Origin of the sequence: Streptomyces europaeiscabiei (assembly GCF_001550375.1) — a bacterium.
Taxonomy (GTDB): Bacteria; Actinomycetota; Actinomycetes; order Streptomycetales; family Streptomycetaceae; genus Streptomyces; species Streptomyces europaeiscabiei.
Map to the genome: position 1 here is coordinate 40,096 of NZ_LRTR01000758.1, position 24,367 is coordinate 64,462.

Annotated in this window: 27 protein-coding genes and 2 pseudogenes; 10 read left to right on the forward strand and 19 right to left on the reverse strand. The window is 69.0% G+C overall.

Annotated elements, in window-relative coordinates:
• Positions 1-348: 348 nt before the first annotated feature.
• Entirely contained in the window at positions 349-570 is a 222-nt protein-coding gene (locus AWZ10_RS48855; protein ID WP_005483558.1) for a hypothetical protein, read from the forward strand.
• 18 nt (positions 571-588) lie between these two features.
• On the opposite strand, the gene AWZ10_RS37185 is transcribed toward AWZ10_RS48855, so the two are convergent.
• From AWZ10_RS37185 to AWZ10_RS37215, 7 genes are all read right to left on the reverse strand, one after another.
• Positions 589-1,521 (reverse strand): alpha/beta hydrolase, encoded by a 933-nt coding sequence (locus AWZ10_RS37185; RefSeq protein WP_244172678.1) that lies wholly within the window; start codon positions 1,519-1,521, stop codon positions 589-591.
• Positions 1,522-1,994: 473 nt separating this feature from the next.
• On the reverse strand, positions 1,995-3,635 hold the full coding sequence (locus tag AWZ10_RS37190; protein ID WP_005483554.1) for an IclR family transcriptional regulator domain-containing protein: 1,641 nt from the start codon (positions 3,633-3,635) through the stop codon (positions 1,995-1,997).
• A 232-nt stretch (positions 3,636-3,867) separates the two neighbouring features.
• Positions 3,868-4,761 carry an alpha/beta hydrolase gene (locus AWZ10_RS37195; RefSeq protein WP_028796413.1) on the reverse strand — a complete coding sequence of 298 codons (894 nt, stop codon included), beginning with the start codon at positions 4,759-4,761 and terminating at the stop codon, positions 3,868-3,870.
• A 145-nt stretch (positions 4,762-4,906) separates the two neighbouring features.
• Complete coding sequence (locus AWZ10_RS37200) at positions 4,907-5,740, reverse strand: ABC transporter ATP-binding protein (RefSeq protein ID WP_005483551.1); 834 nt, start codon at positions 5,738-5,740, stop codon at positions 4,907-4,909.
• A 13-nt stretch (positions 5,741-5,753) separates the two neighbouring features.
• Entirely contained in the window at positions 5,754-6,545 is a 792-nt protein-coding gene (locus tag AWZ10_RS37205; RefSeq protein ID WP_060893219.1) for an ABC transporter permease, read from the reverse strand.
• A gap of 4 nt (positions 6,546-6,549) precedes the next feature.
• Positions 6,550-7,302 (reverse strand): ABC transporter permease, encoded by a 753-nt coding sequence (locus AWZ10_RS37210; protein ID WP_028796412.1) that lies wholly within the window; start codon positions 7,300-7,302, stop codon positions 6,550-6,552.
• Positions 7,303-7,418: 116 nt separating this feature from the next.
• A complete protein-coding gene (locus AWZ10_RS37215) occupies positions 7,419-8,396 on the reverse strand; it encodes an ABC transporter substrate-binding protein (RefSeq protein ID WP_005483546.1) in 978 nt (325 codons plus the stop codon).
• A 589-nt stretch (positions 8,397-8,985) separates the two neighbouring features.
• On the opposite strand from AWZ10_RS37215, the gene AWZ10_RS37220 reads away from it, so the two are divergent.
• Positions 8,986-10,218: a hypothetical protein gene (locus AWZ10_RS37220; protein ID WP_020113673.1), complete on the forward strand. Its 1,233-nt coding sequence runs from the start codon at positions 8,986-8,988 to the stop codon at positions 10,216-10,218.
• On the forward strand, positions 10,208-10,615 hold the full coding sequence (locus tag AWZ10_RS37225; RefSeq protein WP_005483543.1) for a hypothetical protein: 408 nt from the start codon (positions 10,208-10,210) through the stop codon (positions 10,613-10,615). The genes AWZ10_RS37220 and AWZ10_RS37225 overlap by 11 nt, the downstream gene beginning before the upstream one ends.
• A gap of 111 nt (positions 10,616-10,726) precedes the next feature.
• Here AWZ10_RS37225 and AWZ10_RS37230 read toward each other — a convergent pair whose 3' ends face one another.
• Together AWZ10_RS37230 and AWZ10_RS37235 are read right to left on the reverse strand one after the other, a co-directional pair.
• Entirely contained in the window at positions 10,727-11,185 is a 459-nt protein-coding gene (locus AWZ10_RS37230) for a nitroreductase/quinone reductase family protein (protein WP_060893220.1), read from the reverse strand.
• 41 nt (positions 11,186-11,226) lie between these two features.
• The gene (locus AWZ10_RS37235; protein WP_060893221.1) at positions 11,227-11,898 is read right to left on the reverse strand and encodes an SDR family NAD(P)-dependent oxidoreductase; all 672 of its coding nucleotides are present in this window, start codon (positions 11,896-11,898) and stop codon (positions 11,227-11,229) included.
• Positions 11,899-12,047: 149 nt separating this feature from the next.
• Here AWZ10_RS37235 and AWZ10_RS37240 point away from each other — a divergent pair, with 149 nt between their 5' ends.
• On the forward strand, positions 12,048-12,740 hold the full coding sequence (locus AWZ10_RS37240) for a TetR/AcrR family transcriptional regulator (RefSeq protein ID WP_060893222.1): 693 nt from the start codon (positions 12,048-12,050) through the stop codon (positions 12,738-12,740).
• A gap of 225 nt (positions 12,741-12,965) precedes the next feature.
• Positions 12,966-13,064: pseudogene (locus AWZ10_RS55995) on the forward strand (IS5/IS1182 family transposase); the annotation flags it as partial.
• A gap of 33 nt (positions 13,065-13,097) precedes the next feature.
• On the opposite strand, the gene AWZ10_RS37245 reads toward AWZ10_RS55995, so the two are convergent.
• The gene (locus tag AWZ10_RS37245) at positions 13,098-14,018 is read right to left on the reverse strand and encodes a LysR family transcriptional regulator (RefSeq protein ID WP_005483536.1); all 921 of its coding nucleotides are present in this window, start codon (positions 14,016-14,018) and stop codon (positions 13,098-13,100) included.
• 277 nt (positions 14,019-14,295) lie between these two features.
• Between AWZ10_RS37245 and AWZ10_RS37250 the strand changes: the two genes are divergently transcribed.
• The 3 genes from AWZ10_RS37250 to AWZ10_RS37260 all read left to right on the forward strand — a co-directional run bounded on the left by AWZ10_RS37250 (position 14,296) and on the right by AWZ10_RS37260 (position 16,532).
• The gene (locus AWZ10_RS37250) at positions 14,296-15,369 is read left to right on the forward strand and encodes an acyl-CoA dehydrogenase family protein (RefSeq protein ID WP_020113671.1); all 1,074 of its coding nucleotides are present in this window, start codon (positions 14,296-14,298) and stop codon (positions 15,367-15,369) included.
• Between the two features lie 55 nt (positions 15,370-15,424).
• Positions 15,425-15,916 (forward strand): flavin reductase family protein, encoded by a 492-nt coding sequence (locus AWZ10_RS37255; protein ID WP_060893223.1) that lies wholly within the window; start codon positions 15,425-15,427, stop codon positions 15,914-15,916.
• 445 nt (positions 15,917-16,361) lie between these two features.
• Positions 16,362-16,532, forward strand: a complete 171-nt coding sequence (locus tag AWZ10_RS37260) for a hypothetical protein (protein ID WP_005483531.1) — start codon at positions 16,362-16,364, stop codon at positions 16,530-16,532.
• 96 nt (positions 16,533-16,628) lie between these two features.
• On the opposite strand, the pseudogene AWZ10_RS48860 reads toward AWZ10_RS37260, so the two are convergent.
• Positions 16,629-16,838: pseudogene (locus tag AWZ10_RS48860) on the reverse strand (FMN reductase); the annotation flags it as partial.
• Between AWZ10_RS48860 and AWZ10_RS55335 the strand changes: the two are divergent.
• Positions 16,800-16,934 carry a hypothetical protein gene (locus tag AWZ10_RS55335; protein ID WP_020113670.1) on the forward strand — a complete coding sequence of 45 codons (135 nt, stop codon included), beginning with the start codon at positions 16,800-16,802 and terminating at the stop codon, positions 16,932-16,934. The pseudogene AWZ10_RS48860 and the gene AWZ10_RS55335 overlap by 39 nt on opposite strands.
• Before the next feature lie 19 nt (positions 16,935-16,953).
• Here AWZ10_RS55335 and AWZ10_RS37265 read toward each other — a convergent pair whose 3' ends face one another.
• The gene (locus tag AWZ10_RS37265; protein WP_060893224.1) at positions 16,954-17,793 is read right to left on the reverse strand and encodes a transposase family protein; all 840 of its coding nucleotides are present in this window, start codon (positions 17,791-17,793) and stop codon (positions 16,954-16,956) included.
• A 57-nt stretch (positions 17,794-17,850) separates the two neighbouring features.
• Positions 17,851-18,117 carry a hypothetical protein gene (locus AWZ10_RS37270; RefSeq protein ID WP_005483525.1) on the reverse strand — a complete coding sequence of 89 codons (267 nt, stop codon included), beginning with the start codon at positions 18,115-18,117 and terminating at the stop codon, positions 17,851-17,853.
• Positions 18,118-18,563: 446 nt separating this feature from the next.
• Between AWZ10_RS37270 and AWZ10_RS37275 the strand changes: the two genes are divergently transcribed.
• Positions 18,564-20,003: a non-reducing end alpha-L-arabinofuranosidase family hydrolase gene (locus AWZ10_RS37275; RefSeq protein ID WP_208618620.1), complete on the forward strand. Its 1,440-nt coding sequence runs from the start codon at positions 18,564-18,566 to the stop codon at positions 20,001-20,003.
• Positions 20,004-20,272: 269 nt separating this feature from the next.
• On the opposite strand, the gene AWZ10_RS52610 is transcribed toward AWZ10_RS37275, so the two are convergent.
• The 6 genes from AWZ10_RS52610 to AWZ10_RS37300 all read right to left on the reverse strand — a co-directional run bounded on the left by AWZ10_RS52610 (position 20,273) and on the right by AWZ10_RS37300 (position 24,248).
• The gene (locus AWZ10_RS52610) at positions 20,273-20,413 is read right to left on the reverse strand and encodes a hypothetical protein (RefSeq protein ID WP_005483521.1); all 141 of its coding nucleotides are present in this window, start codon (positions 20,411-20,413) and stop codon (positions 20,273-20,275) included.
• Between the two features lie 21 nt (positions 20,414-20,434).
• Positions 20,435-20,638: a hypothetical protein gene (locus AWZ10_RS37280; protein ID WP_005483519.1), complete on the reverse strand. Its 204-nt coding sequence runs from the start codon at positions 20,636-20,638 to the stop codon at positions 20,435-20,437.
• A gap of 212 nt (positions 20,639-20,850) precedes the next feature.
• Entirely contained in the window at positions 20,851-21,618 is a 768-nt protein-coding gene (locus tag AWZ10_RS37285; RefSeq protein ID WP_005483517.1) for an SDR family NAD(P)-dependent oxidoreductase, read from the reverse strand.
• Positions 21,615-22,805, reverse strand: coding sequence for an NAD(P)/FAD-dependent oxidoreductase (locus tag AWZ10_RS37290; protein ID WP_060893225.1), 1,191 nt, complete (start codon positions 22,803-22,805; stop codon positions 21,615-21,617). The genes AWZ10_RS37285 and AWZ10_RS37290 overlap by 4 nt, the downstream gene beginning before the upstream one ends.
• Positions 22,802-22,999 (reverse strand): ferredoxin, encoded by a 198-nt coding sequence (locus AWZ10_RS37295; RefSeq protein ID WP_005483513.1) that lies wholly within the window; start codon positions 22,997-22,999, stop codon positions 22,802-22,804. Before AWZ10_RS37295 ends, AWZ10_RS37290 begins: the two co-directional genes overlap by 4 nt.
• A gap of 43 nt (positions 23,000-23,042) precedes the next feature.
• Positions 23,043-24,248 carry a cytochrome P450 gene (locus AWZ10_RS37300; RefSeq protein ID WP_060893226.1) on the reverse strand — a complete coding sequence of 402 codons (1,206 nt, stop codon included), beginning with the start codon at positions 24,246-24,248 and terminating at the stop codon, positions 23,043-23,045.
• Between the last annotated feature and the right edge of the window lie 119 nt (positions 24,249-24,367).

The window sequence follows — 24,367 nt, forward strand, 5'->3', positions numbered from 1 at the left end:
CGCAGCAACACTGCCCGCGCCCGATCCGCCCCGAAGGCCGCTGAACTCACCCCTACCGCGGTCACGCCGCTGGCCTTCCTTCCGCACCGGTCACGGTGATCACCCGGCCAGACACGCAGGGTCTCCAGCGCTGGTTGCCGGAGACTCTGACACGTCGATCGAAGGAACCGGTTCCAGGCCGGCGAACGGCTGACGGGCCCTACCATGCCATGGTCGGGCCCGTCATCTATCGTCGCTCAACGGCTTCCGGTGACTGCGGCTCCCGGGTCGGGGTGGGCCCACCTCCTCTGTCAGTGGCTGCCGGCAGGCTGAGCGCCATTCGCCGCAGGCCGTTGCCAGGAGGAGATCATGAGCAAAGCCGCTCTTGGTCCTCTGGTCATCAGGCGCCGGAGCGGCAACGAGCCGATACGGGCCAACGGCGAAGCTGCAGGCAGACTCGACGAGTTCTGGAGCCGGGCATGCTCCCACCTGGCCGGCAACACCGTGCACGGTGTCCTGGCCGAGTACCGGGTATCCACGGCACTGGGCGCCGCCGCCGGTATCCGCCCCGCTGAGCGGTGTGCATCGTGAGGTCGCCTTGCGGTGGGCCTACCTCGCCGCGGGACGCAACTCGGACGTCAGGAAGGAGACGATGGTCTGCCACGACGGTGTCACGGGAACAGGCGGCGTGGTGTGACCGTGCCGTGCGTATTCCTCGTAGGCGTCCCGGCGGGTGTCGGGGTCGCCCAGCATGCTGGAAATCGGACCGTGACCGGCGTGCGGGAGGGAGATCATACGCACATTGGCTTTGGCGGAGGCCAGGGCGTCGCGCAGCAGTCGGCCCTGGTGGTAAGGCACCAAGGGGTCCTGCTCGCCGTGGAAGATCAGCGTCGGGGGCAGGGGCCGGTCGGTGACGTAGGTGAGAGGGTTCGCGGCCGCGACCTTGTCCGGGCAGTCCTTGATGGGACAGCCGAGCAGCCGCGATTCGGGTGAGCGTGCGTCCGAGTGGCAGTCGGTCGTCCCCAGGAGCTGGTTGAACACCTTGCAGTCGTCCAGCATGTGCGCATCCATCTGGGAAAAATCAGTCGGCGGGTAGAACGGCACGGCCGCCTGTACCGCGCTGGACGGACCGCGCACTCCCACGTCTCCCTCCAGTCGCGGGAGGTCTCCGGTGACCGCGGCCATCGCCGAGGTCCAGCCCCCCGAGGAATCACCCATGATCGCGAAGCGTCGAGGGTCGAGGTGGTAAACCTGGGCGTGCGCCCGCAGCCAGCGTATGGCGCCCTTGATGTCGTGGAGCTGGGCCGGGAACTCGGCCTGTGAGCTGGAACGGACCGACACACCCGCCACCGCGAACCCATGCGGGTTGAGCTGGACGGCGACCTGGTCAGCGCCCTGTCGGCCGTTGTCGGCCATCCACGCCGAGCCTCCCGTGAAGATCACCAACGGAACCGGCCGCTGCGACCGGGGGATGTACAGGTCCAACAGGTGGCCCTGGCTGTCGGCCGGCTGGGCCGGCGCGTAGGCGATGTCCCTGGCCACTCTCACCTCGTCGGGTCCGGGGGCGGGGGCCGCATGACCGGGGGCCATGGTGACCCCCAAGGCGATGGCAGATGCCGCCAGCGCCATGAGAGCGCGACCAATACGCAACCGCGTAGTTCGTCGATGCCGGATCCTCATGCTCACTCCTCTTCGAGTGGGAAGCGGCCGGCGGCTCGGATGCCGAACAGCCGGGATGGCCGGATTACTTGAAGCAGATGAACCGCGTTCGCCTGACGAAATTTAATTCGTTGGACGGCTGGCATGAGTTTGGGTCTGGCACCAAGCGGGTGTCAATGGTGGTGAAGATGCACGGGCTCACGACCCACCGGCAGCGGGCCGGCGACAGCGCCACTGCGAGGGCTTCGGCTGCCCTCACCCGGCTAGTGACGGGCGCATGTCACGGGCGGAGGCGCGCTCCGGCGCTCACGCGATCCTGCGCCGAACACCCCGGCCGTCACGCGGCGGTGGCGCCGTCAGGTCTTGGTCGAGGAGACCGGCCCCAGGTCACGTTCGATACCTGCCGCCGCGGCGTGGAGCGCGGGCAGGACCTCCTCGAGGCATTCGGTGACCGAACGCCGACTGGAGTGCATGGCGACGTTGATCGCGGCGCGCACCTTGCCGTCCCGGCTGCGGACCGGCACGGCCATCGAGCGCAGACCGACTTCGAGTTCCCCGTCGAGCAGGGCGTATCCGTCGTCGTCGGCCTGTGCGACAAGCCGGATCAGTTCATTGAGATCCGTCACCGTCTGCGCGGTGAGGGACGTCGGAGCTGAGGAGGCGAGGATCGCGGCGCATTCGTTCCTGGGCAGGCCGGCGAGCAGTACGCGGCCCATCGCGGTGGCGTACGCGGGCAGTCGTGTGCCCACTGTGGCGTGGACCGTCATCAGGCGGGCGGGGGCAGCGCGGGCGACGTAAAGGATCTCCGAACCGGAGAGCACTGTCATGGACGCGGAGTCGGAGAGCCGGTGGGACAGGGCCGTGAGATGGGGTTGGGCCAATTGCGCCAGAGACAGACGCGACAACGGGGCGTAGCCCAGCGAGAGGATCGCGGCGTTGGGCCGGTACAGCCCGTCCTGACCGGTGACATACCCGAGGTGGTCCAGCGTGATCAGCGCGCGCCGTACGGTTGCCCGTGGCAGGCCGGTGAGACGGGCTATCTCGGCGTTCCTGAGGGCGTCGCGGCCCGGGCCGAAGGCGGTCAGCACGCTCAGGCCGCGGACGAGGGACTCGATGATTCCGCGCCCGGGCTTGGAGACTTCGGTATCGAGCAGTGGTCTGACCGCCGCGGCCGGTGGTTCCGGCGGCGGTGTGCGCAGTTGTTGTTCCATGTCCGCCACGGCGCTCCGCACAGCGGGCAGCGCGGCCCGTGCCAGCGCTTCCGCGCTCGGGTAGCGTCCGATGAGGCTGACCACGTTCACCACGCACACCAGGTCCCCGTCCGGGGCATGGACGGGGTGGCCGAGGGCGATCAGGCCGGGCTCCAGCCACTGGTCGTCGAGGGACCAGCCGTTGGCTTTCGCGGCGGTGGCGCGTTCGCGGAGATCGTCCGTACACGCCTCGATGAGTTTCGCGCCGCGCACGCAGGGGTGGTGCGCCCGGTGGTGTTCCCATTCGGCGGGGCTCCAGGTGGCGGCCAGCAGCGCGCCCGGCGCCGAGGCGTCGAGTGGCAGCCTGTCGCCGATGCTGCAGACGATTCCCATCCGCCGGTCGCGCTCCGCCGAGTGGACGAAATGGGCGCCGTGCCGGTCCGGCACGGTCAGGGTGACCCCCTCGTCCAGTTCCTCGGCCAGCGCGTCGGCCCGTGGTCCCAGGAGTTCGGGAATCCTGGCAGCAGTCAGGTAAGCGTTGCCCAGCTCCATCAGTGGCGGGGCCAGCACGGCTCTACGCCCCTCGATGTGGACGTAGCCCATGGCGCCGAGGGTGACGGTGATGCGGTCGAGGGTGGCCCGTGCGAGGCTGGTGCGGTTCGCGAGCTCTTGCAGGTCCTCCTGCCCGCCGGCGTCCGCAAGAGCCTTGAGGACGGCGATCCCACGTATCAGAGGGCCGACCGCCTCGGTGGGCACCTGCTCCGTTGCGGCGCCGTCCACCTCACTGGCCGCGACCTCGGCCGTCATGCCGTCACTCCTTGCTTCGGTGCAGGCAACAGTAGCCGATCAGTCCTCCAGAGGGCCTGGGAGTCCGGGTCGCTCCGCCAGGAACGGGCGACGGAGCGCGGTTGTCTCGATCAGAAACCGGCGCAGCAGGAATCCCTGATATGAGTGCGTGTTCCGGGAGTGAGCCGTCGATGGGCGGGAGGCCGTCCCCGCCCGCTCGTCCCTGAATGCGTCGCCGACCGGAGCGCCGGTGTCAGTCGTTGAGTGCGCTGCGCAAGGTGGTGGCCATCAGATCGATGGCCTGTTTCGCCGCCGGCACCGGGCCGGTGTGGGTGAAGTAGTGGTCGACCCCCTCGAAGACACGGTGGGTGACCGGGACGCCGGCGGCCTCCAGAGCCTTGGCATAGGCGTCGCCTTCGTCGCGCAGGCGGTCGTTCTCCGCGGTGATGACCAGGGCGGGAGGAAGTCCGGCGAGGTCGTCGGAGAGTGCGGGAGAGACGAGGGGATGCGCGCGGTCGGCGGGATTCGGGACGTAGGCGGCGGTGAAGATCCGCATGAGCTGAGGGCTGAGCAGCGGTTTGGCTATGAGGGACTGCTTGGTGGCCGGGTCGGCGAGCTGGTCGAGCGGTGCGGAGTCGATGATCTGGAGGCGGGGCGAGAAGGTGCCGCGGTCCCGGGCCAGGCGGCAGACCGCGGCGGTCAGGTTGGCTCCGGCACTGTGCCCGCCCACCGCGAGGCGCGAACCGTCCCAGCCGCCCTCGGGACCGTGCTCGGCGACCCACGCGGTGACGTCGTACGCCTGGGTCACGGGAACGGGGAACTGCCGCTGCGGGGCGACGGCGTAGTCCACGTTGATCACCACACAGCCGGCCGTGGCGGCGATGGAGCGGCAGATGTGGTCGTCCTGCTCCGGGCGGCCGACCACGAAACCACCGCCGTGGAAGTTGACGTACGCGGGAGCGAGGGATCCGGTCGTGGCCGGCGGGCGGTAGACGGTGCAGGTCACCGGTCCGGCACCGGTCTCCACCCGGAGGGTTTCGGTGCGCTTGGGGACGTCGGTGAAGCGCAGGTCCTTGTGCACGCGGGACATCATGCGGCCGAGCAGCAGTTGGATGCCTCTGGCCTGGACTCTTGAACTGAACGCCATGGCGTTGCCCACTTCTTCACGGTTCGAATGACAGGTTGGAGGGGCGGAGAGCACCGAGCCGACCACCGCGCGCGCCGCCGTACCTCATGGCGCATCACCAGGGGTGCGTGCAGTGTCACGGGCCGGCCCGGTGCCGTGCGGTGTGTCAGGCCCCGGCCTCCTGTGCGGCGAAGTCCTTGCTGCGGTCGGGCGCCTCCGTGTCCGTGTCGCCGCTGAGGTGTTTCGCGCGTTGGATCTGTTCGTAGACGTGCGCGCGCAGTTCGGCGAATCGCGTGCTGGAGCGGGTGTGCAACTGGTCGCGCTCGTCGGGAAGATCGATGGTCAGATCCTCCTGCACGACGGTCGGCGACTTGGACAGGATGATGGTCCGCTGGCCGAGGTAGACCGCTTCGTCGATGTCATGGGTGACGAACAGGACGGTGACGCCCAGGTCGTGCCACAGGCGCCTGATGAGGTCCTCCAGCTCGGCGCGCGTCTGTGCGTCGACGGCCGCGAACGGCTCGTCCATCAGCAGCACCTTCGGTTCGAACGCGACGGCGCGGGCGATCGCGACGCGCTGCTGCATTCCTCCCGAGAGTTGCCAGGGGTAGGCGTGGTGGGCATCGGCGAGACCGACCACCTCCAGCGCGTGGTCGACCAGTTCGTTCTCCCTGGCCTTGCCCAGCTTCTTGCGGCGAAGCGGCAGGGCCACGTTGTCGCGCACGTTCATCCAGGCGAACAGGGACCGGCCGTACTCCTGGAACACGACGGCCATGGCGGGTGGCGGTCCCGCGATGGGACGGCCTTCCAGACGGACCTCGCCGCTGGTGGGGTCGAGCAGCCCCGCCATGCATTTCAGCAGAGTCGTCTTGCCGCACCCCGACGGTCCGACCAGACACACCAGTTCTCCGGCAGCGATATGAAAGGTCAGGTTCCGCAGAGCTTCGACGCTGCGGTTGCGTCCGGTGTAGATCTTCTGCAGATTGCGTACGTCGAGCATCGACGTCTCCTTGTCAGGGATTGCGCTGAGCCCGGCGCAAGCCGTGGTACCAGGCCAGGACCCGGTTCTCCGTGAACCGGAAGAGCAGCGACAGGACGAAACCGAGCAGGCCGAGCAGCAGGACGCCGCTCCACATCTCGGGGATGGCGAAGGACCGCTGGAACTGCACGACGGCGAACCCGAGTCCGTTGCTGGCGGCGAACATCTCGCTGATGACCATGAGGATGATGCCGATCGACAGGGACTGACGCATGCCGGTGACGATCTGCGGGCTCGCCGAGCGCAGTACCAGGTGCCACAGGCGTCGAGTGCCGGTGATGCCGTACGAGCGGCAGGTGTCGCTGAGTACCTCGTCGACGGCACGGACACCCTCGACCGTGTTGAGCAGGATCGGCCACATGCACCCGCTGACGATGACGAGCACCTTCATGGTGTCGCCGATGCCCGCGAAGAGCATGATGATCGGTACCAGCACCGGGGGCGGTATGGCCCTGAAGAGCTCCATGACCGGCTCCAGGAAGTCGCGCACGAGGCGGCTCATGCCGATCACCAGCCCCAGCCCGACTCCGACGATGACGGCCAGCAGATAGCCGGCGGTCAGCCGAATCACGCTGGGCACCACGTCGGATGCCAGCCGCTCGCCCGTCCAGACGTCTGCGAATCTCCCCAGGATGGTGGAGAGCGGAGGGCTGTAGAAGTCGGTGCTGCCGGCGGTGAGGGACCACCACAGTCCGAACAGGACCAGGGGCAGGCCCAGGACCAGCGAGGCCCGACGGGCCGCGTTGAGGACAGTCGTCCGGATCATCCGGCTACCCTTCCCTGCGGATGGACTGATGCCAGTGCAGCGCCCGCCGCTCGACGGCACGGGCCACCAGGTTGATCGCGATGCCCAGCAGCCCGGTGACCAGGACCAGGGCGTAGACGTCGGGTACCGCGCCGGAGGTCTGGGCGACAGCGATCTGGTTGCCCAGCCCAGGCGAGCCGATGACGAGTTCGGCGGTGATCGCCAGGACCAGCGCCACGGTGGCGGCCAGCCGTACGCCCGTCATCACATACGGCAGCGCGGTGGGCCACATGACGTGGCGCACCCGTCCCCACGTGCCCAGCTGGTAGCTGCGGGCGGTGTCGTCAGCGACCGGGTCGACGTCCTGCATCCCGGCCAGCACCTGGACGAGGACCTGCCAGAAGGAGGCGTACACCACCAGCAGCAGTTTCGATCTCAGGTCCGTGCCGTAGAGCAGTACGGCCACCGGGATCAGCGCCACCGACGGGATGGGCCGCAGGAACTCGATCGTCGAGGCGGTCGCCGCCCGCAGCACGGGCACCGATCCGATCACGATGCCCGCCGTCACGCCCGCCACGACGGCGATGGCCAGTCCGATACCCCACCCGGTCAAGGTGTCGCCGAGCGCGGTCCAGAACGCGTCCTCGGCGAGCACCTGCCACAGGGCCCGGCCCATCTCCGACGCGGGCGGGAGGTAGTCGGCGGAGACCAGACCGGTGTGGGGCAGCACTTGAAGCAGGACCACCAGGCCCACCAGGCCCGCTGCCCCACGCAACATCGTGGCGGCCTTCCCCGGAGAGCGCCGGGCACGTCGCGTGTCCGGCCCGTCGGGACCGCTGACGGTCCCGACGGCGCCGCCGCTCTTCGTCAGTACAGAGGTGCTCTGGGAACCGCTCATGAGAACAGGGCGTCCAGGTCGGGCTTCTTGCCGCCGAAGAGGCCGTCCTGCTCGCCGAGGGAGGCGAGCTTCTCCAGGGACTTCATGTCGTACTCCGCGGTCCAGCTCGGCAGCGTCAGGTTCTTCAGCACCTCACCGCTGATCTTGGTGTAGGTGGTGAGGATCTGGCGCGCTTCGTCGGGGTGTTCCGCGGCGTACTCCAGGGACTCGGTCATCGCCTCGGTGAACTTCTTCACCAGCTCGGGGTCCTCCTGCGCCAGCTTGGTGGAGGCGAAGTACGTCGCGACGGTGAGCTTCGGGTCGGTGTCGGCGAACGGGGACGCCACGACACGGGCGCCCTGTCCCTTGGCGATGGTCAGCGCCGGCTCGGCCATCCAGGCGGCGTCGACCCGTCCGCTGTCCAGCGCGGCCGGCATCTGGTCGAACGGCAACTCGACGAACTTGACCTTCGAGGGGTCTCCTCCGTCCTTGCGCACCGACTCCTGGACGGTGGTGTCCCCGATGTTCTTGAGGGTGTTGACAGCCACTGTCTTCCCTGCGAGGTCCTTCGCGGACTTGACCTCGCTGTCCTTCTGGACCGCGACTCCCGTGACATCCTTCCCGGTGACGCCGGTGGAGGCGACACCGTTGACCACGGACTTGACCGGCACTCCCTTGGACTGCGCGATCATCAGCGAGGTGACATTGCTGAACCCGAACTGGAACTCGCCGCTCACGACACCGGGGATGATCGCGGCGCCACCCTGGGCGGTCACCAACTCCAGCTCGATGCCGCGACTGCCGAAGAAGCCCTTCTTCTCTCCCAGATACAGCGGCGCCACATCGACGATGGGAATGACCCCTACCTTGACCTGCGTTGCCTTGTCCCCGTCCGAGGGCGAGGAACCGCCTGTCGTAGAAGACGAGGATCCGCATCCGGTCGCGACCGTGAACGTGACCGCTGCTATGGCAAGCCCGATGATGCCTCTTTGCATGGGGCCCCTCCTGACGAGTGTGTGCGCTGTGCGAAATATTGTCCGCATCCCGAACGGTAGCGGGAGGCTATGGCCGGGTTCGCGGTGCGTCAATAGGTGGCGTGACACCGGTAGTGCTTGGTCAGGCAGGCGCGCGGCGAGCCGGAGCCCCGCCACCGGCCGAAGTGCACTCCTCTGTCGGGGCGTTGCTGGTGTGCCGAGATCATCGCTCGGTCCGTAGCAAGGCTGTGCCGTTGGCCGTTCCGTCAGCGGCCTGACCCGAGCGGTGGGCGACCGTGCCGGACGTCTCGCCCAGCCGCGAGGTGCCACCGAGCGGCACCTTTCACCTTTCGACTTCTACGGAGGTGTGAGCAGTGCGAGTGGCGGCCAGGCGCAGGTCCGTGCGGAGATCGAGCGGGACCGCATCGCTGGGGCCGGCCGCCGCATGCCAGGAGTCGTCGATCGCCGAGGGGAAGAGGGCACGGGCGGCACGAAGGGTCGCCGCCGCGGGGGCAGTGGCCTGCGTCTTTTCTTCCGCGACCCATTGCCTCCGCGCTTCGGCGAGCCTCGGCTGGATTGGAGGAGTCAGGGCCACACCATCACATCTACGTTGTGCCGCCTCGCCGAGATGGGGCTGCCCGTCATCGAGGGCGCACCGCTGGACGCGCCGGTCACCGGGCGGTTGGACGGCCGGCCCTGGCGCGACGCGGCCATCGACTACACCGAGGCCGGCTTCCTTCCCCGGCACCTGGGCACGGCCTGCTTCATCGTGATCAGCTACCTGTCGGGGATGCGGGCAGGCGAAGTCCTCAGTCTGGAACGCGGCTGCGTCGAACGAGACCAAGCCCACGGCCTGGTCCTCCTGCGCGGCAGACACTGGAAAGGTGTCCGCGACGCTGCCGGCGACAAGATGCCTGAGGGTGAGATCCGGGCCGATCCGTGGGTCGTCACCGAGGTCGTCGCTACAGCCGTCGCCGTCCTGGAACGGCTGCACACGAGCACCTGGCTGTTCCCGGCGACGTTGTTCACCGACGGCCGCGACGGCGCGACCATCCTGCGCAGCCGCGTCGGCGGCTCCCGGTCGGAGACCCGGATCAACCACGACATCGCCGAGTTCCTGGCCTGGGTCGAGACCTACTGCACCGAGCACGGCCGCAGTGACCGCATCCCGCCCGACCCGGTCCACCCGGTCATCTACTCCGCTCGCCTGCGCCGCACTCTGGCCTGGTTCATCGTCCGCCGGCCGCGGGGCCTGGTCGCCGCCGCGATCCAATACGGACATCTCCGCGTCCAGATGACCCTCGGCTACGCCGGAAGCTACGCCTCGGGCTTCCCCGACGACCTCGCGTTTGAGGACTGGTTGGCCCGGTTGGACACTCTCGCCGACGCACACCAGCGCCTACGTGAAGGCGAGCAGGTCAGCGGCCCGGCAGCCGAGACCTACCAGCACCGCGTCCAGGCCGCCACGCGCTTCGCCGGGAGAGTCCTGCGCACCAAGCGGCACGCCAACGCCATGCTCACCAACCCCGACTTGCAGATCTTCCCCGGCAAGGGCATGACCTGCGTCCTGGACCCGAAGCGAGCAGCCTGCCGCCTGCGGAGCGAGGAGGACGGCACCCGCCGCACCCCCGACCTCGACGACTGCCGCCCGAACTGCGTCAACATCGCGCGGACCGATCGCGACATCGAACACGTCCACGTCCAGATCGAGCGGCTACGGCCGCTCGTCGACGACCCGCTGGCTCCCGCCTTCCGACACGCCCGCGAACAGCACGAGCTCGACCGCCTGGAACGCATCGTCACCGCCCACGACCACACTGGAGAACCCCACGATGGCCACTGACCGCGACGCCGAACGCGACGCCATCACCGCAGCGATCCAGCGGCTGTTCGACGGCCGTCCAATCCGGTCCACGGGGGCGCTCACCACGCTGCAACTCGCCGCAGAGGCAGGCGTCAAGCGCTGGGTCCTCACGCATAAGCACGTCGACTTGAAAGAAGAGTTCACCCGCCGAAAGTCCGAGGCGAACGGCATCCCGCCCGCGTTCCAGCATCTGCACGCCCGCCCAGCAGACGCCGAAGCCGTCGCCCGCGCACTGCGGGAGGACAACGGCCGGCTCCGCGAGCGCGTCGCCGTCTATGCCCAGGTCATCCACGAACTCCGCACCGAGCTGGACCGGCGCACCGACAACAGCACCCAGCCCAGCCCCGTCCGGAGCCTCCCCACCAGCATCACCTGACGCGCGAGGCGGTCGCGGCGCTGACCCTTTCCCAAGCCTGGTACGTGTCACAAGAACTGCGATGCGTGTCTGGGATGGGGAACTCCGTCGACCGCATCAGCCGGTCGAGTGCTACCGGCCCGGCCGCTCGGGCTCCATCCGGAAGCAGACCAAGCGGGTCTTCGCGGCGGCCGTGCGCAGCTCGTCGTCGGTGGGCTGCCGGTCGCCTGGGAGGCCGAGCATCAGCCCCTTGGCGGCCTTGGGCCCTTTGCGCCGGCCGAACTCACCCAGCAGGGCGGCGACTTTCTCAGGGTCCTCGACGACCGTCGGGACGGCGCCGTGGTCCTGGCCCCGGATGCGCAGCCGGACGGCGGGCCCTTGGCGCATGCTGGGGATCCAGCCGAGCTGGGAGGACATGGCGAGCACCGTGCCGGGATCCCAGTCGAAGTAGCCGATGGGGACCGTGAATTCGCGGCCCGTCCTGTGCCCCTTGTACGTGAGGAGCATCAGGCGCCCGCTCAGCGGCTTGTGGAAGCGGGAGGCGAGCAGCGGCCGTACGACCTTGTTGGCGGCTCGGAAGATCTTCACCATGGGTGGCCTGGCCGTGTTCGCCGCGGGTGTGCCGGAGGTGCTCACCTGATGCCGCCGGGGACGGTGTGGACGATCTCGGCCTGGTCGCGCTTGGTGTACGCGTCCCAGTAGTGCTCGGCGATGGTCTCGGGCTCGGTGCCGGGACCGCTGCCGATGAACACCCCGATCGCCACCTGCGCGGCGTGCACCCCGCGCTCGGCGAGGTCGATGCCCAGGGCCATGGCGTAGTTGCGCAGGGCCGCCGCCGCGACGCCGATGCTGCCGAACGCACCGCCGCTCGGCCGGATGGAGGAGGCGCCCGTGGAGAACAGCAGGGTGCCACTGCCGCGTTCGAGCATGGCGGGCAGCACCTGGCGGACCGCGGCGACCGCTCCGTACAGGTAGTAGTCGAGCTGCTTGTGGAGGTCCTGCGCCGTGGCGTCGACGGCGGCGGCGCCGGCGAACGTGGGGTCGGCGGGCGAGTACTCCAGTACGTCGACGGCCCCGAACCGGTCGGCGACCGCGGCGAGCGCCGACTGCAGCGAGTCGGGACGCGTCACGTCCGCGGCGAAGCCCGCGGCCTCGATGCCGTCCTCGGCGAGCTGTGCGGCGAGCGCGTCGAGCTTGTCCTGGGTCCGGGAGACCAGGGCGACCTGGAAACCCTCCGTTCCGAAGCGGCGGGCGATGGACAGGCCCAGTCCGGGGCCTGCCCCGATGACGGCGATGACGGGCATGGATGGTGCTCCTCTGGTCGGACGGGCTGGACGGATGAGGGGCACCTCCCGCCACGACAGCGGTCAGGACTGAAAGTCGAGGGCAGCCTCATGTTCTTGGATCGTAGCAGAGAACATGAGGCTGCCCTCCGGTTGGTAGGCTGAGTGACATGGCCATCGACCCTCCGTCCGCCTCCGCCGGGAACCCGGCCCCTGGCCGCCCCCTGCGGCGCGACGCGCAGCGCAATCGCGAGGCCCTGCTCACCGCGGCCCGCTCCTGCTTCGCCGAGCAGGGCATGGAGGCACCCCTGGAGCAGGTGGCCAAGCGGGCCGGGCTGGCCATCGGCACGCTGTACCGGCACTTCCCCACCCGGCTGGACCTGGTGCAGGCGACCTTCGCCGAGAAGCTGGCCGCCTGGCGGGAGGCCGCCGAGAAGGCCGTCACCATGGACGACGCCTGGGCGGGGCTGTGCCACTTCCTGGAGACCATGTGCGAACTCCAGTCACAGGACCGCGGGTTCAACGACCTGGCCTCCATACGGCTGCCGGAGAGCGCCTGCCTGGCGGGCGCCCAGACCCGCATCCGCGAACTCGGTGTACACATCGTCGAGCGTGCGCAGCAGCAGGGCAGCCTGCGCCCCGACCTCACCCCCGAGGACCTTGCCTTCGTCATCTGGTCGCACAGCCGCGTCACCGAGGCGACCCACGCCATCGCCCCGGACGCCTGGCGCCGCCACCTTTACCTTCTGCTCGACGGCTTCCGAGCCGACCGCGCCCACCCGCTGCCGGCGCCGCCGCTCACCGAGGAGCAGCTGTACCGCGCCATGATCAGCCTCGGCGGAAACGGGGCCTGCGGCGCCTGACCGTCGGCACGCGTCGTTGTCCCAAGGCGCCGCGGGGGTGCCCCTTCCCGGCGACCAGGCCGAGCCGGTACGTGTTCCGTCCCCGCGCCGCAGAGTTCGCGGAGGCGTTTGGTGACCTCCGCGCGCACCAGCGACACGGCGCGCTCGAAGGCCGCCTCGTCGGCGAAGCATGCGCACATCCAGACCACGTCCGGGTCCTCGCTGCTGACATGCATCAGGTAGAGCAGCCACGAAGCCACGCTCTACAAAGACCGCAACACAGTCGAGCGCGCCATCAACAAGCTCAAGGAAGGGCGGAGGCTGGCCACCCGCCACGACAAGACACTTCCTCAGCGGCGCACGGAAGCCCGGTCGGCGTCACGCCGAGGAGGCGGCAAGGGCCCGCGCGCTGCTGAAGGCAGCGGGCGTTGACCAGTCCTGTTGGCGAAGGAGGTCCAGCAGGGCGGTTTCGGCTGGCCCCGGGTCGTGACGCACGCCGACCAGGACCCGTTCGGAGAGGGCGGGGGCCAGCGGCCTGACCAGCTGGGTATAGGGGGGCGGGACGGTGGAGGCGGGGACCATGGTCACACCCAGGCCATGCGCGACCAGTTGTACCGCCGTGGCGATCTGAGAGGCGCGTGCCACGGTCGAGGGAGTGATCCCGACGCGCCTGAGAACCTGGCCGATCTGTTCGTCCAGGAGGCCGCCACGGGTGAACCGCACCCAGCCCTCGCCGGCCAGGTCCTCCAGTCGTACGGAGTCTGCCCGGTGCAGGGGGTGTTGGGGAGGAAGGATCACGGCATACGGCTCCTCGCCCAGTTCGTGGACGTCGTAGCCGCACTCGGGTGCGAGGTGGTGGTACAGCACCAGATCGACCGTACCCAAGTGGTCGAGGTGTTCCATCTCCACCGGCGTGGGTTCTTCCACGAGAGTCACATGAAGGCGCGGATGGATGCACCGCAACTCTCCCAGGGCGGCGGCAAGCTGGTTGGTCGCCAGGCCGGTTGAGGCGACCACGAGGATTTCGCCCGTCAGATCGCCTCCGCTGGCACGTGCCGCGGCGCGGGCTCGGCGGGCGGCGCTCACGGCGATCTCGGCCTCTTTGAGGAAGGCCCGCCCGGCGACGGTCACCGCGACTCCGCGCGGGATCCGGGTGAAGATGCGGACGCCGAGATCCTTCTCCAGCGCCGCGACCTGATGGGAGACCGTGGGCTGGGCGACGCCGAGTCGGGCGGCGGCCGCAGTGACAGAGCCCTCTTCGGCCATGGCCAAGGCGTATTCGTACTGGCGCAGGTTCATCGGTTTCTCCTCACGTGACCCATAGAAGCATTCTATAGCACGTAAGCAAATGAACTATTTGCTTCTATGGATAGTCACTCATACCGTGATGCTCATGGCGCGGTCAACACGAGGAATTTCCCGGTGCCGCCGTTCTGAGGAGAAAGCCATGGGACAGAAATCGAAAATCACGGACAGTGAAATTCAGGAGCTTGTTGACAAAGCTGCGGAACTCGTTCCCCGGCTGGCTGAAATCGGCAACCGCTCGGACAGCCTGAGTGAGGACCCGACGGAGGCGATGAAGCTGCTCAATGAAGCCGGCTTCTGGCGTCTGCAGGTCCCGGCCGCATACGGCGGGTACAGCGACGGCAGCGTCGCGTTCGGCCTGGAGGCCCTGTACAAGATCTATCTGTCTATCGGTCGAGGAGACGCCGCCGTCCTGCTCAACACCGTCGTCGGCTCCGTTGTCCTGGCCGAGCTCTTCAGCAGCGATCTTCCCGAAGCGACCAAGCGTCAGGTGGCAGATGACATCGCCACCGGCCGGAGGTTCCGCTTCGTCGCGTCCGCCTCCGAGACCGGTGTCGCCACCGGCCCGACCACCGCGCGCAAGGTCGACGGCGGCGTGCTGGTCAAGGGCACCAAGTCCTTCAACAGCAACAGCGGCAGCGCGGCCGAGGGCTACGCGAGCGTCTCCGCCCAACTGGAGGGCTCGACGTCCCTGGTCACCGCCCTGATCCCGCTCGATGCCCTGGCCGTTCGCCTCCACGGCGACTGGGACGTCATGGGCATGCGCGGCACCCAGAGCCAGCGCATCACCTACGACGACGTCTTCGTCCCCGACGGCTGGTACACCGTCCAGGCCACGCGCGACCCCCTACTGTTCCCCGTGGCACAGGCCGGCCAGGCGATCATCGTTCTCGGCCCTGCCTACGGGGCACTGGACGCGGCGATCGACTACGTCAGGGCCTCCACCACTCCCACCGTGAAGATCTACGACTCGATCCAGACCGACCCGTTCGTCCGCCGGCGCATAGGCGAGTTCCGCATCAAGCTGGACGCGGCCCGAGCCCTGCTGATGGAACTCGTCCGTGCCGTGGAGAACGCCGACGACAAAACCGAGATCGCCCAGCTCATGATCGACGCGCTCTCCGCCAAGACCGCCGCGACCAGCATCGCCGTCGAGGTCGCGTCCGGGATCGTCGACCTCACCGGGACCCGCAGCGCCGCCGCCAAGTACAACATCGACCGTTTCTGGCGCAACATCCGCACCTTCTCCCAGCACGACCCCAAGGTCGATGCGGCACAGTACTTCGTCGGCGGCTACCACCTGGCCGGAGAAGTCCCCGGCATGGAGGTCTACGTCCGTGTCTGACAGGCTCGCCGGCAATGACCGCCTCGCCCAGCGCGGTACAAGAAGAGAAACTCCCATGACCGGACCCGACGACCTCGAACTCGCCGGACGCTTCCGGGAGGCCATGGCCTCATTTCCCAGCGGCGTCACCATCGTGACCACGGTGGATGAGGACGGACGTCCCTGGGGGTTCACCGCGAGCGCCTTCTCCTCGGTCTCGGCCGAACCGCCGCTCGTCCTGGTGTGCCTGTCCCGGACCGCCGAGTGCCACCCGGTGTTCGAGCGCTCCACGCACTGGACCATCAACATCCTCAACGACGACCACCAACCGCTCGCCCGCCGGTTCGCGACCCGCGGCGCGGACAAGTTCGCCGGCGACGAGTTCCACCTCGACCCCGAGGGCGTGCCCTACCTACCCGACGCGTCGGCGCGCCTGCACGTCTCCGCATACGACCGTCACGTCTCCGGCGACCACACCATCCTGGTGGGACGCGTGCACGACGTCCGACTCGGACAGGACCCGGCGACCGTCTACTTCCAACGCGGCTTCCACGCACTGGCTGGCTGAGGTCCGTCCTTCCGGCGAGCCGACCATCCAGGGGCCGCACACTGACACCAGGTGTGCGGCCTCGGCCCGAGAACGGCCGACCGCGGGTGCCGGCTCCTGCAGCGGCCTGCTTTGTCGGCGAGTCACTGTGCAGCCGGTGGCCTGTGCACCACCGCTCCTGGCGTACTCGGCGTCCGCATGCGGGCGATGCACCGGGCAGGACGGGCGGTAGCCCCAGCAGGCGCCGCAGTCGAAGTTCTCCAGCTCGACCTGGGACCGGCCATCCGCGCGGAGCGGCGTGAAGGTGTAGCAGTCGCGGACTTCGGTGATCCGGCCGACGCGGGAATCGAAGGCGTACTACTCGCGTCGCGCAGGAATCCGCCGAGCCTGGTCTTGTGGCGAGTTCCTTCCTGTCCATGGACGACCGCGGCCGAGCACGTGCCGGAGATGTTCGACTCCGATCTGCATGGGCGACGCTCCGGTCGAGAACGTCGTCGAGGCGTTCGTCCGGGACATCGAGGGCTACGCCAAGTTCGGCATCGAGACGGTGATGCTGGGTCCGCGCACGGGTGAGCAGGCGGCCTGGATCGAGCAGTTCGTGGCCACGGCGGTGCGGCGCGCGGCCGAGCTGGGCTGAGACCGGGGAACCGGAAAGAGCGAGCGAGCTGAGGCCGGGAACCGGAAGAAGGGCCGGAGCCTATGCGGCTTCGGCCCTCGATCATGCGTACATCGATCAGGCGGCGGTGGACGCGGCCTCGCCGTGGATCAGACCGATGACCTCGACCAGCTGCGTGGCGACCTCGGCATCGTCGGAGGGGTGCGTCTCGGCGAAACGGACCACGGAACCGGCGATGGACGGCTTGGCGTCCTGCGGCACCCTGGCGCCGGCGATGCCCGCCGCCTTGTGGGCCGCGCCCTGCGCCCAGAGGCCGCCGAACTGGCCGCGCTCAACGAGTGGGCACTGTGCATCGTGAAGTTGCTGGTCACGGTTCTGGTGTGTGTGGGGTTCGGGATGCTCGTGCTGGTCGTGGGTGGATGACTTCGGTGAAGATCGTCGGTCACCGGGAAGCTTCGCGGTTTGTGAGGACGAGCAGGGACCTGACCAGGGCGGTCGCCCACGTCGGGTCGGTGCGGACCTTGCCGAGCACGCGCCAGTTCTTGAGGCGGGCGAAGCCGTGCTCCACCGGTGCCCGGACCGCTGCCAGTGCGGTGTTCGACAGCTTCTGGCCGCGGGTCAGGGGCCGGTTCCGGGCGGCCTTGTAGCCGGTGATCACCGCCGGGTCGGCGTCGGGACCGCTGTCATCGAGCCCGACGAAGCCCAGGTCGGCGATGGCGCCGAGGCCGGCCGCCCGCAGCTTGGCGGTGAGCTGGTCGTGTCGGCAGGCGGTGATCTCCGAGGTGCGTCCGGGCCGGGCCGCCGAGACCCAGAGCAGTCGGCCGCGGTCGTCGGTGAGCGCGATGACGAGCAGACCATGGCATTTGCTCTTGGCGGAGTAGTTCTTCCGGTTCTCTTTGCCGGTGCGCCGCCGGGTGCGGATCAGCGTGCCGTCCAACAGCACCACCCCGCCACCCTTGTGGGCGATCTTTTTGAGGGCGCGGTCCAGGCGCGGGGCGCGGGCGGCCAGCAGGCCGACGACTTCCCGAACCCACCGGGTCACGGTGGTGCGGTGTATCCCGTTGCCGCCGGCCAGGTCGCCCGGCCGCTGGTCACAGCGCAGTACCGCGAGCACGATGGCGGCGACCTTCCCCGAGGGCAGGGCCCGCCACCGTGATCTGATCTTCTTGCAGCGGCCGCGTATCAGATCGGCGAGCCAGTTCAGGGTGGCACTCGACAGCGGCAGGCGGGCAGTGCAGACAAGGCCGTCAGGGCCCTCGACGGGATGGTTGTTTTTCTTCACACCAAACTCAACTGCCGCCGGGGGCCCGCGAGTTACGCCCCGTCGGCGCCCGCCTCCCTACGCCTGCGCGCATGCGGTGAACCTGCCGTCGGGACGCTTGTGCAGCCAGTCGCGGTCGGCGAGCTTGGTCATCTTCGCCCGCAGCGGCTCCAGCTTGCCGCGCACCGAGGCGTCCAGGCCCAGCCGCTCGCCGGCCGCCCTGACCTGCACCGGGCCGTCGGCCTCCCGCACGATCGCCAGGATCTTGCGGTAGTCGCCGGGCAGCGCGCCCTCATCGGCCGCGTCGCTGCGGTGCGGGATGAGCAGGACTGCTCGCCCGGCCACTCGCACCCCGCTCGGCGAGTTCTCGACGCTCCCCGCACCGCAGACGACCGCCGCGGGCGCACGTCGACCGGACCGGCGTCAGTGAGTGCCACCGGCCCCGCCGCGAGCACGGGTCGGGCACCGAGCCGAACCAGAGGCTCGGGTGAGCGACCTGGTCGGGGTCCGTAATGATCACCAAGCCCGCGCCCGCACTGCCACCTGCCCCACCCGCCAAAGGCTCGCACAACCACGGGACTTGAAGCCGCCTGGTTTCAGCCTGCGAACGTTTCTTCCCGCGAATTGCGCGAGAGGTATTGACGCTGATCACCGGAACCCTATTATCCAGTTTTGCTCGACACTTCGACCCTTGTTCGATATATCGGGCAACGAGGGTCACACCACACCGCCCCCGGACAGCCCCTGACGGGCCAAGCCGGAGTCGCTTGCTCAAGGATGACGAGGTCCTTATGCACAGACGTAGTTTCAGTCTCAGACGCCCGTCCGCGGTGCTCGCCGCGGTGGTTGCGGCCCTGGCCGCGTTGGCGGCGCTGCTCGTCGCCAGCCCGGCCCAAGCGGCCACCACCAGCGACGTGCGCAGTGTTGATTCCGGCCGCTGTCTCGATGTGGCTGGCGTCAGCCAGACCGACGGCGCGAACGTGCACATCTGGGACTGCCACGGCGGAACCAACCAGCAGTGGACGTTGACGGACAGCAACCAGCTGACCGTGTACGGCAACAAGTGCCTGGATGTCCGGGGCGGCGCCACCACGGCCGGGACCCCGGTGCAGATCTGGACGTGCACCGGCAGTGACAACCAGCAGTGGCGGGTGAACTCCGACGGCACGATCGTCGGCGTGCGGTCCGGGCTGTGCCTGGACGTCTCGGCCTGGGGCAAGGCCAACGGCACGGGGGTGCAGATCTGGTCGTGCACCGGCGGCGCCAACCAGAAGTGGACCGGCCTGTCCGGGACGGGCAACGCGTGTGCTCTTCCGTCGACCTACCGCTGGACATCGACCGGCCCGCTGGCGCAGCCGAAGGCGGGGTGGGCCTCGCTCAAGGACTTCACCAGCGTCGTCCACAACGGCAAGCACGTCGTCTATGCCACGACGCACAACACCTCCGCCGGTGACGACGGGCGCTGGGGATTGATGACCTTCAGCCCCTTCACGAACTGGTCCGACATGGCCACCGCCACCCAGAACACGATTCCTTTCGGCGGCATCGCGCCGACGCTGTTCTACTTCGCCCCGAAGAACCTCTGGGTGCTCGCCTACAACGGGGCTTGGCCGTACAGCTTCGGCTACCGCACCTCGAGCGACCCCACCAACCCCAACGGCTGGTCCGAGCAGCAGGAGCTGTTCACGGGCACCCTCCCGAAGGGTGGCCCCCTCGACGTGACCCTCATCGGCGACGACACGAACATGTACATGTTCTTCGCTGACGACGAGGGCGGCATCTACCGCGCCAGCATGCCCATCGGCAACTTCCCGGGCACCTTCGGTTCGTTCACGAAGATCATGAGCGACTCGGCGCTCAACCTGTTCGAGGCGGTCGAGGTCTACAAGGTTAAGGGCCAGAACCAGTACCTCATGATCGTCGAGGCCCAGAATTACACAGGGTATGGTCGCTACTTCCGCTCGTTCACGGCCACCAGTCTCGGCGGCACGTGGACACCGCAGCCGCAGGCCGACACCGTGACCAGCCCCTTCGCCGGCAAGGCCAACAGCGGCGCGACCTGGACCAACGACATCAGCCACGGCGATCTGGTTCGCACCAACCCCGACCAGACCAAGACCATCGACCCCTGCAACCTGCAGTTCCTCTACCAGGGGCACGACCCCAACATCGACGGCCTGGACTACGGCCTCATCCCTTACCGGCCGGGCGTACTGACACTGCAGCGCTAGCCGGTGGCGTGACGCAGCTCCTGGTGTTCCTGACGTTCGCGGGCAACGACGTACGCCGAACCGGGTGAGCGTCACAGCGAGCGATCAGGAACGGGTGGAGTGGGAGCGGCGGGCTCGGTGCAAGGCCGAGCCCGCCCGTTCACGTGGAGAACCCGGATGGTGGCGGCCTCATCCTGGTCGACCACGAGACGCGGAACGTGTCAAACCCGGTGAGTCGGTCGGTTCTCAGGGTTCGTCGAGTGAGCCGGGGTCGCCGGCGACCGAGGTGATTACTGGGCGGCGGCGTGGTCGTCCGGCTGGTTGATCCACACGTTGGTGGGAACGATCGGCGGGGCGGGTGGCTTGTTGACGAACCGTCCAGGGGTGCGCTGGTAGACGGCGGTCAGGACGTCGGCGCGGACGGCGACCATCCGGACGACGGTGCAGCGGCTCTAGATGTCGATGATCGAGTACAGGTGGCAGAAGACCCGTTCGCCCGGTCCGCGCAGCCGCGTTACGTCCCGGGACCGGATCTCGTCCGGGCGGGTGGCCGGCAGTTCCGGTTTGGCGTGCGCTGGGTGGACGGCGTGGCGGCGACGCTCACGGACCTCGTCGTGCTCGCGCAGGATACGGTACATGGTGGACACGCCGGCCACGTGCAGACGCTCCGCCGGGACATCGGCCCCGTCGGCTCGTGAGGGCCGCGCACACGGCCGGACCGTGCCCGCAGCGAGACGTGCACTCCGTCCTGTGCCGCGTCCGCGCCCGCACGACGATCCGCTCGCCCCTTGGGAAGCGGTCTCACAGGGCATGGGCATGCGGTGGCCGGCCCCCGATGCGCGGGCCGGGCACCGCATGGGTGGCTGGGTCAGACGGCGGACCAGCCGTTGTCGACGGGGAGTACGGTGCCGCTGATGTTGCTCGCCGCGTCCGAGGCGAGGAACACGATGGCCGCGGCGACTTCCTCCGCCGCGGCCAAGCGGCCCACGTTCTCCCGGTAGCGGCCCACGATCGAGGCGCCGTCGCCATCGAACGTGACGGTGTCGGTGATGTGGGTCCGGGTGCCGCCGGGGGCGATGGCGTTGACGCGGATGCCGCGGTCCCGGTACATGACCGCGGTCGACTTCGTCAGGCCGATGATCCCGTGCTTGGAGACGGTGTACGCGGTGCCGGCGGCGCTGCCGCGCAGAGCCGCCTCCGAGGCCGTGTTGACGATGGCGCCGTTGCCGCGGGCCAGCATGTGGGGCAGGGCGGCGCGGGTGAGCAGGAACGGAGCGGTGAGGTTGATCCGTATGACTCGCTCCCATTCCGCGTCGCTCACGTCGGCGGTGGCGGTCATGGTGTCCATGATTCCGGCGTTGTTGACGAGCACGCCGAGGTCGCCGAAGGACTCGACGGCGGTGGTGATGACCTCGTCGACCGTGCCCTGGTCGCTGAGGTCGCCGACGACCGTGCGGGCGGTGCCGCCGTTCGCCTCTATCTCCTTGGCGACGGCCTCGGCGCCGACGGGATTGATGTCCGCGACAAGAACTTGGGCCCCCAGGCTCGCGAACCGCAGCGCGGAAGTGCGTCCGATGCCGGACCCGGCGCCGGTGACGACGACGCCCCGTCCCTCGAAGTCGGTGGTGTCACTCATGCTGCCGCTCCTTCCAGGAGGGATGTCGCCTGGCGCCAGGGGGTGCTAGCGGCGATGGCCTGCTGCCAGGGGCGGGTGGTCTTGGGCGGCATGCCGACTGCCAGGACGCCGGTGAGACGGTCGCCGGTGCGGTAGGCGGCGGTGAACTTGCGTTCTTCCAGGCTGCCTTCGGCGATCCGCATCTCGTCGTGGCCGCGCAGGTAGCCGTAGGCTCGGATCTTCATGTCGTACTGGTCGGACCAGAAGTAGGGGACGGGCGCGAAGGGCCGCTGGGCGCCCAGGAGGTTGCGGGCGGCGGCCATGCCCTGTTCGGCGGCGTTCGTACGGTGCTCGATGCGCATCGACGTGCCGAAGAGCGGGTTGTGCCAGCGGGCCACGTCGCCCGCGCCGTACACGCCGGGTGCGGCGGCGGAGAACTCGTCGCAGACCAGCCCGTCGTCGAGGGTGAGGCCGCTGCCGGTCAGCCACTCGGTGTTGGGCCGGGAACCGACGGCCACCAACACCGTGTCGGCCTCGACCACGCTGCCGTCGTCGAGGCGTACGCCGCCGGGGACGACCTCGCTGACCCCGGTCCCGGTGCGCAGGTCCACGCCGTGATGGAGGTGGGCCTGGGCGAGCATGCGGCCGACGTCCTCGCCGACCGCATGAGCCAGCGGGACGGGAGCGGGTTCCAGGAGGGTCACCTGGGTGCCCAGGTCGGCCGCCACCGACGCGGCCTCGGCGCCGAGGAATCCGGCGCCGACCACGGCCAGTGTGCGGCCGGGGCCGAGGCGGTCCTTCAGGGCGACGGCGTCGTCCAGGGTGCGCAGGACGTGGGCCGGTGGGCCGGGCAGGCGCCGGGGGCGGACTCCGGTGGCCACGATCAGTCCGTCGTACGGCACCTCCGTACCGTCGGCCAGCAGCACGGTACCCTCTGCGACATTCAGGCCGATGGCCTCGCGGCCGTAGCGGGTGTCCAGGTCAAGGGCGTCGAGGTTGGCCTGGGTGCGCAGGGGCAGTCGGTCGGGGGGCCAGGCGCCGGAGAGGATCTCCTTCGACAGGGGCGGGCGGTCGTAGGGGGCGGTGGGTTCGTCGCCGATGAGGGTGATCGTGCCGGTGTGGCCCTCCCGGCGGAGGGTTTCGGCGGCGGCGAGGCCGGCCGCGGAGGCGCCGACGATGACCACGCGGCTGGTCGTGGTCGCGCTCACGACTCCCCCAGGCGGATGGCGGCCGCGGGGCAGACGGTGGCGGATTCGCGGACGGCGTCGTGGAGTTCGGCCGGCGGGTTGTCGTCGAGGAGGACGACCATGCCGTCCTCGTCGCGCTGGTCGAAGACGTCGGGGGCGAGCAGTACGCACTGGCCCGAGGCGACGCACTTGGGGACGTCGACTTCTACATGCATGACGTTTCTTCCCTGCTCTCGGTGGGGGATCGGGTGGTTGCGGTCACCAGGTGACGGGCAGTTCGCGGACGCCGTAGACGGCGGTGGCCTGCTTGAAGGCGATCTCCTCCATCGGTACGGCGATCTTCAGGTCGGGAAGCCGGCGGAAGACTTCGGGCAGGACGATCTGGAGTTCGGCGCGGGCCAGCGGCTGGCCCAGGCACTGGTGGATGCCGTAGCCGAAGGCCAGGTGCCGGCGGACGTTGGCACGCTCCAGGTCGAGGTTGTCGGGGTTCGTGAAGAACTCCGGGTCGCGGTTGGCGACGTGGACGGGAATGATCACGCCCTCGCCCGCGTGGATGGTCACACCGCCGATGGTGACGTCGTCGATGGCGGTGCGGCGCAGTCCGCCGTGCACGATGGACAGGTAGCGCAGGAGTTCCTCCACCGCGCTCGCGACCTGGTCCGGTCCGCCGAGGAGGTGCGGGATCTGGTCGGGGTGGTCGAGGAGGGTGATGGTGCTCAGCGCGATCATGTTCGCCGTCGTCTCATGCCCGGCGAACAGCAGGAAGGCGCTCAGGTCGGCGGCGTCCTGGTCGGTGATGACGCCCTCGTCCACCTGTGCGGCGAGCCGGGTGACCACGTCGTCGCCGGGGGTGGCGCGCTTGGTCTGCACGAGGCGCAGCAGATACTCGCCGAGGTTGGCGAACGCCCGGGCGGCCTCCTCTCCCGTGGCGTTCAGGTCTACGAGGGTCTTCGACTGCTCCTGGAAGAACGGGTGTTCCTCGTAGGGGACGCCGAGCAGTTCGCAGATGACCAGGGAGGGAAGCGGCAGCGCGAAGTGCTCCACGAAGTCGGCGGGGCCGCTCAGCTCACTCAGGTCGGTGAGGAGTTCGTCGGTCAGGCGGGCGATGGCCGGGCGCAGCGCGTCGATGCGCTTGATCATGAACTCGCGGGTCAGGGTGCGCCGCATCGCCGCGTGGATGGGGTCGTCGTAGTTCTGGAAGAAGCCGCGCGGGGCCGGCTGCTCATCTTCCTTGAAGCTGGGTGCACCGGGGTGCGTCGGGTCGCTGCTGAACGCCGGGCTGCCCAGTACCGCCCGGGCGTCCTCCCAGCGGGTCACCAGCCACGGAGTGAGGCGCCCCTCCCACAGGGAGACACGCGTGACGGGCTGTTCCTCACGCAGCCGCTCATACAGCGGAGGGGGGTCCAGGGGAGCGTCCTGCGGGCGGGTGAGCGTGAACGCGGGGACGTTCGGAGACGAGGCCATGACTGTGCCTTTCCAGCATCGGTTAACGCTGTTAGTCGAAGCATTGTTAGACTAACAGCGTTAATCGAGGAATCGTCAAGCCCCGACGTCGGACCTGACGAAGCGCCGACCGTTGAAGG

What these genes read in the sequence shown, in the direction of transcription:
- AWZ10_RS37230 (WP_060893220.1), bottom strand. Translation starts at nt 11,185, where the DNA reads ATGGTGAAGATCTTCCGAGCCGCCAACAAGGTCGTACGGCCGCTGCTC.
- AWZ10_RS37240 (WP_060893222.1), top strand. Translation starts at nt 12,048, where the DNA reads ATGGCCATCGACCCTCCGTCCGCCTCCGCCGGGAACCCGGCCCCTGGC.
- AWZ10_RS37215 (WP_005483546.1), bottom strand. Translation starts at nt 8,396, where the DNA reads ATGCAAAGAGGCATCATCGGGCTTGCCATAGCAGCGGTCACGTTCACG.
- AWZ10_RS37250 (WP_020113671.1), top strand. Translation starts at nt 14,296, where the DNA reads ATGAAGCTGCTCAATGAAGCCGGCTTCTGGCGTCTGCAGGTCCCGGCC.
- AWZ10_RS37275 (WP_208618620.1), top strand. Translation starts at nt 18,564, where the DNA reads ATGCACAGACGTAGTTTCAGTCTCAGACGCCCGTCCGCGGTGCTCGCC.
- AWZ10_RS37225 (WP_005483543.1), top strand. Translation starts at nt 10,208, where the DNA reads ATGGCCACTGACCGCGACGCCGAACGCGACGCCATCACCGCAGCGATC.
- AWZ10_RS37300 (WP_060893226.1), bottom strand. Translation starts at nt 24,248, where the DNA reads ATGGCCTCGTCTCCGAACGTCCCCGCGTTCACGCTCACCCGCCCGCAG.
- AWZ10_RS37245 (WP_005483536.1), bottom strand. Translation starts at nt 14,018, where the DNA reads ATGAACCTGCGCCAGTACGAATACGCCTTGGCCATGGCCGAAGAGGGC.
- AWZ10_RS37295 (WP_005483513.1), bottom strand. Translation starts at nt 22,999, where the DNA reads ATGCATGTAGAAGTCGACGTCCCCAAGTGCGTCGCCTCGGGCCAGTGC.
- AWZ10_RS37260 (WP_005483531.1), top strand. Translation starts at nt 16,362, where the DNA reads ATGGGCGACGCTCCGGTCGAGAACGTCGTCGAGGCGTTCGTCCGGGAC.
- AWZ10_RS37285 (WP_005483517.1), bottom strand. Translation starts at nt 21,618, where the DNA reads ATGAGTGACACCACCGACTTCGAGGGACGGGGCGTCGTCGTCACCGGC.
- AWZ10_RS37200 (WP_005483551.1), bottom strand. Translation starts at nt 5,740, where the DNA reads ATGCTCGACGTACGCAATCTGCAGAAGATCTACACCGGACGCAACCGC.
- AWZ10_RS37195 (WP_028796413.1), bottom strand. Translation starts at nt 4,761, where the DNA reads ATGGCGTTCAGTTCAAGAGTCCAGGCCAGAGGCATCCAACTGCTGCTC.
- AWZ10_RS37210 (WP_028796412.1), bottom strand. Translation starts at nt 7,302, where the DNA reads ATGTTGCGTGGGGCAGCGGGCCTGGTGGGCCTGGTGGTCCTGCTTCAA.
- AWZ10_RS52610 (WP_005483521.1), bottom strand. Translation starts at nt 20,413, where the DNA reads ATGGTCGCCGTCCGCGCCGACGTCCTGACCGCCGTCTACCAGCGCACC.
- AWZ10_RS37255 (WP_060893223.1), top strand. Translation starts at nt 15,425, where the DNA reads ATGACCGGACCCGACGACCTCGAACTCGCCGGACGCTTCCGGGAGGCC.
- AWZ10_RS48855 (WP_005483558.1), top strand. Translation starts at nt 349, where the DNA reads ATGAGCAAAGCCGCTCTTGGTCCTCTGGTCATCAGGCGCCGGAGCGGC.
- AWZ10_RS37190 (WP_005483554.1), bottom strand. Translation starts at nt 3,635, where the DNA reads ATGACGGCCGAGGTCGCGGCCAGTGAGGTGGACGGCGCCGCAACGGAG.
- AWZ10_RS37235 (WP_060893221.1), bottom strand. Translation starts at nt 11,898, where the DNA reads ATGCCCGTCATCGCCGTCATCGGGGCAGGCCCCGGACTGGGCCTGTCC.
- AWZ10_RS37205 (WP_060893219.1), bottom strand. Translation starts at nt 6,545, where the DNA reads ATGATCCGGACGACTGTCCTCAACGCGGCCCGTCGGGCCTCGCTGGTC.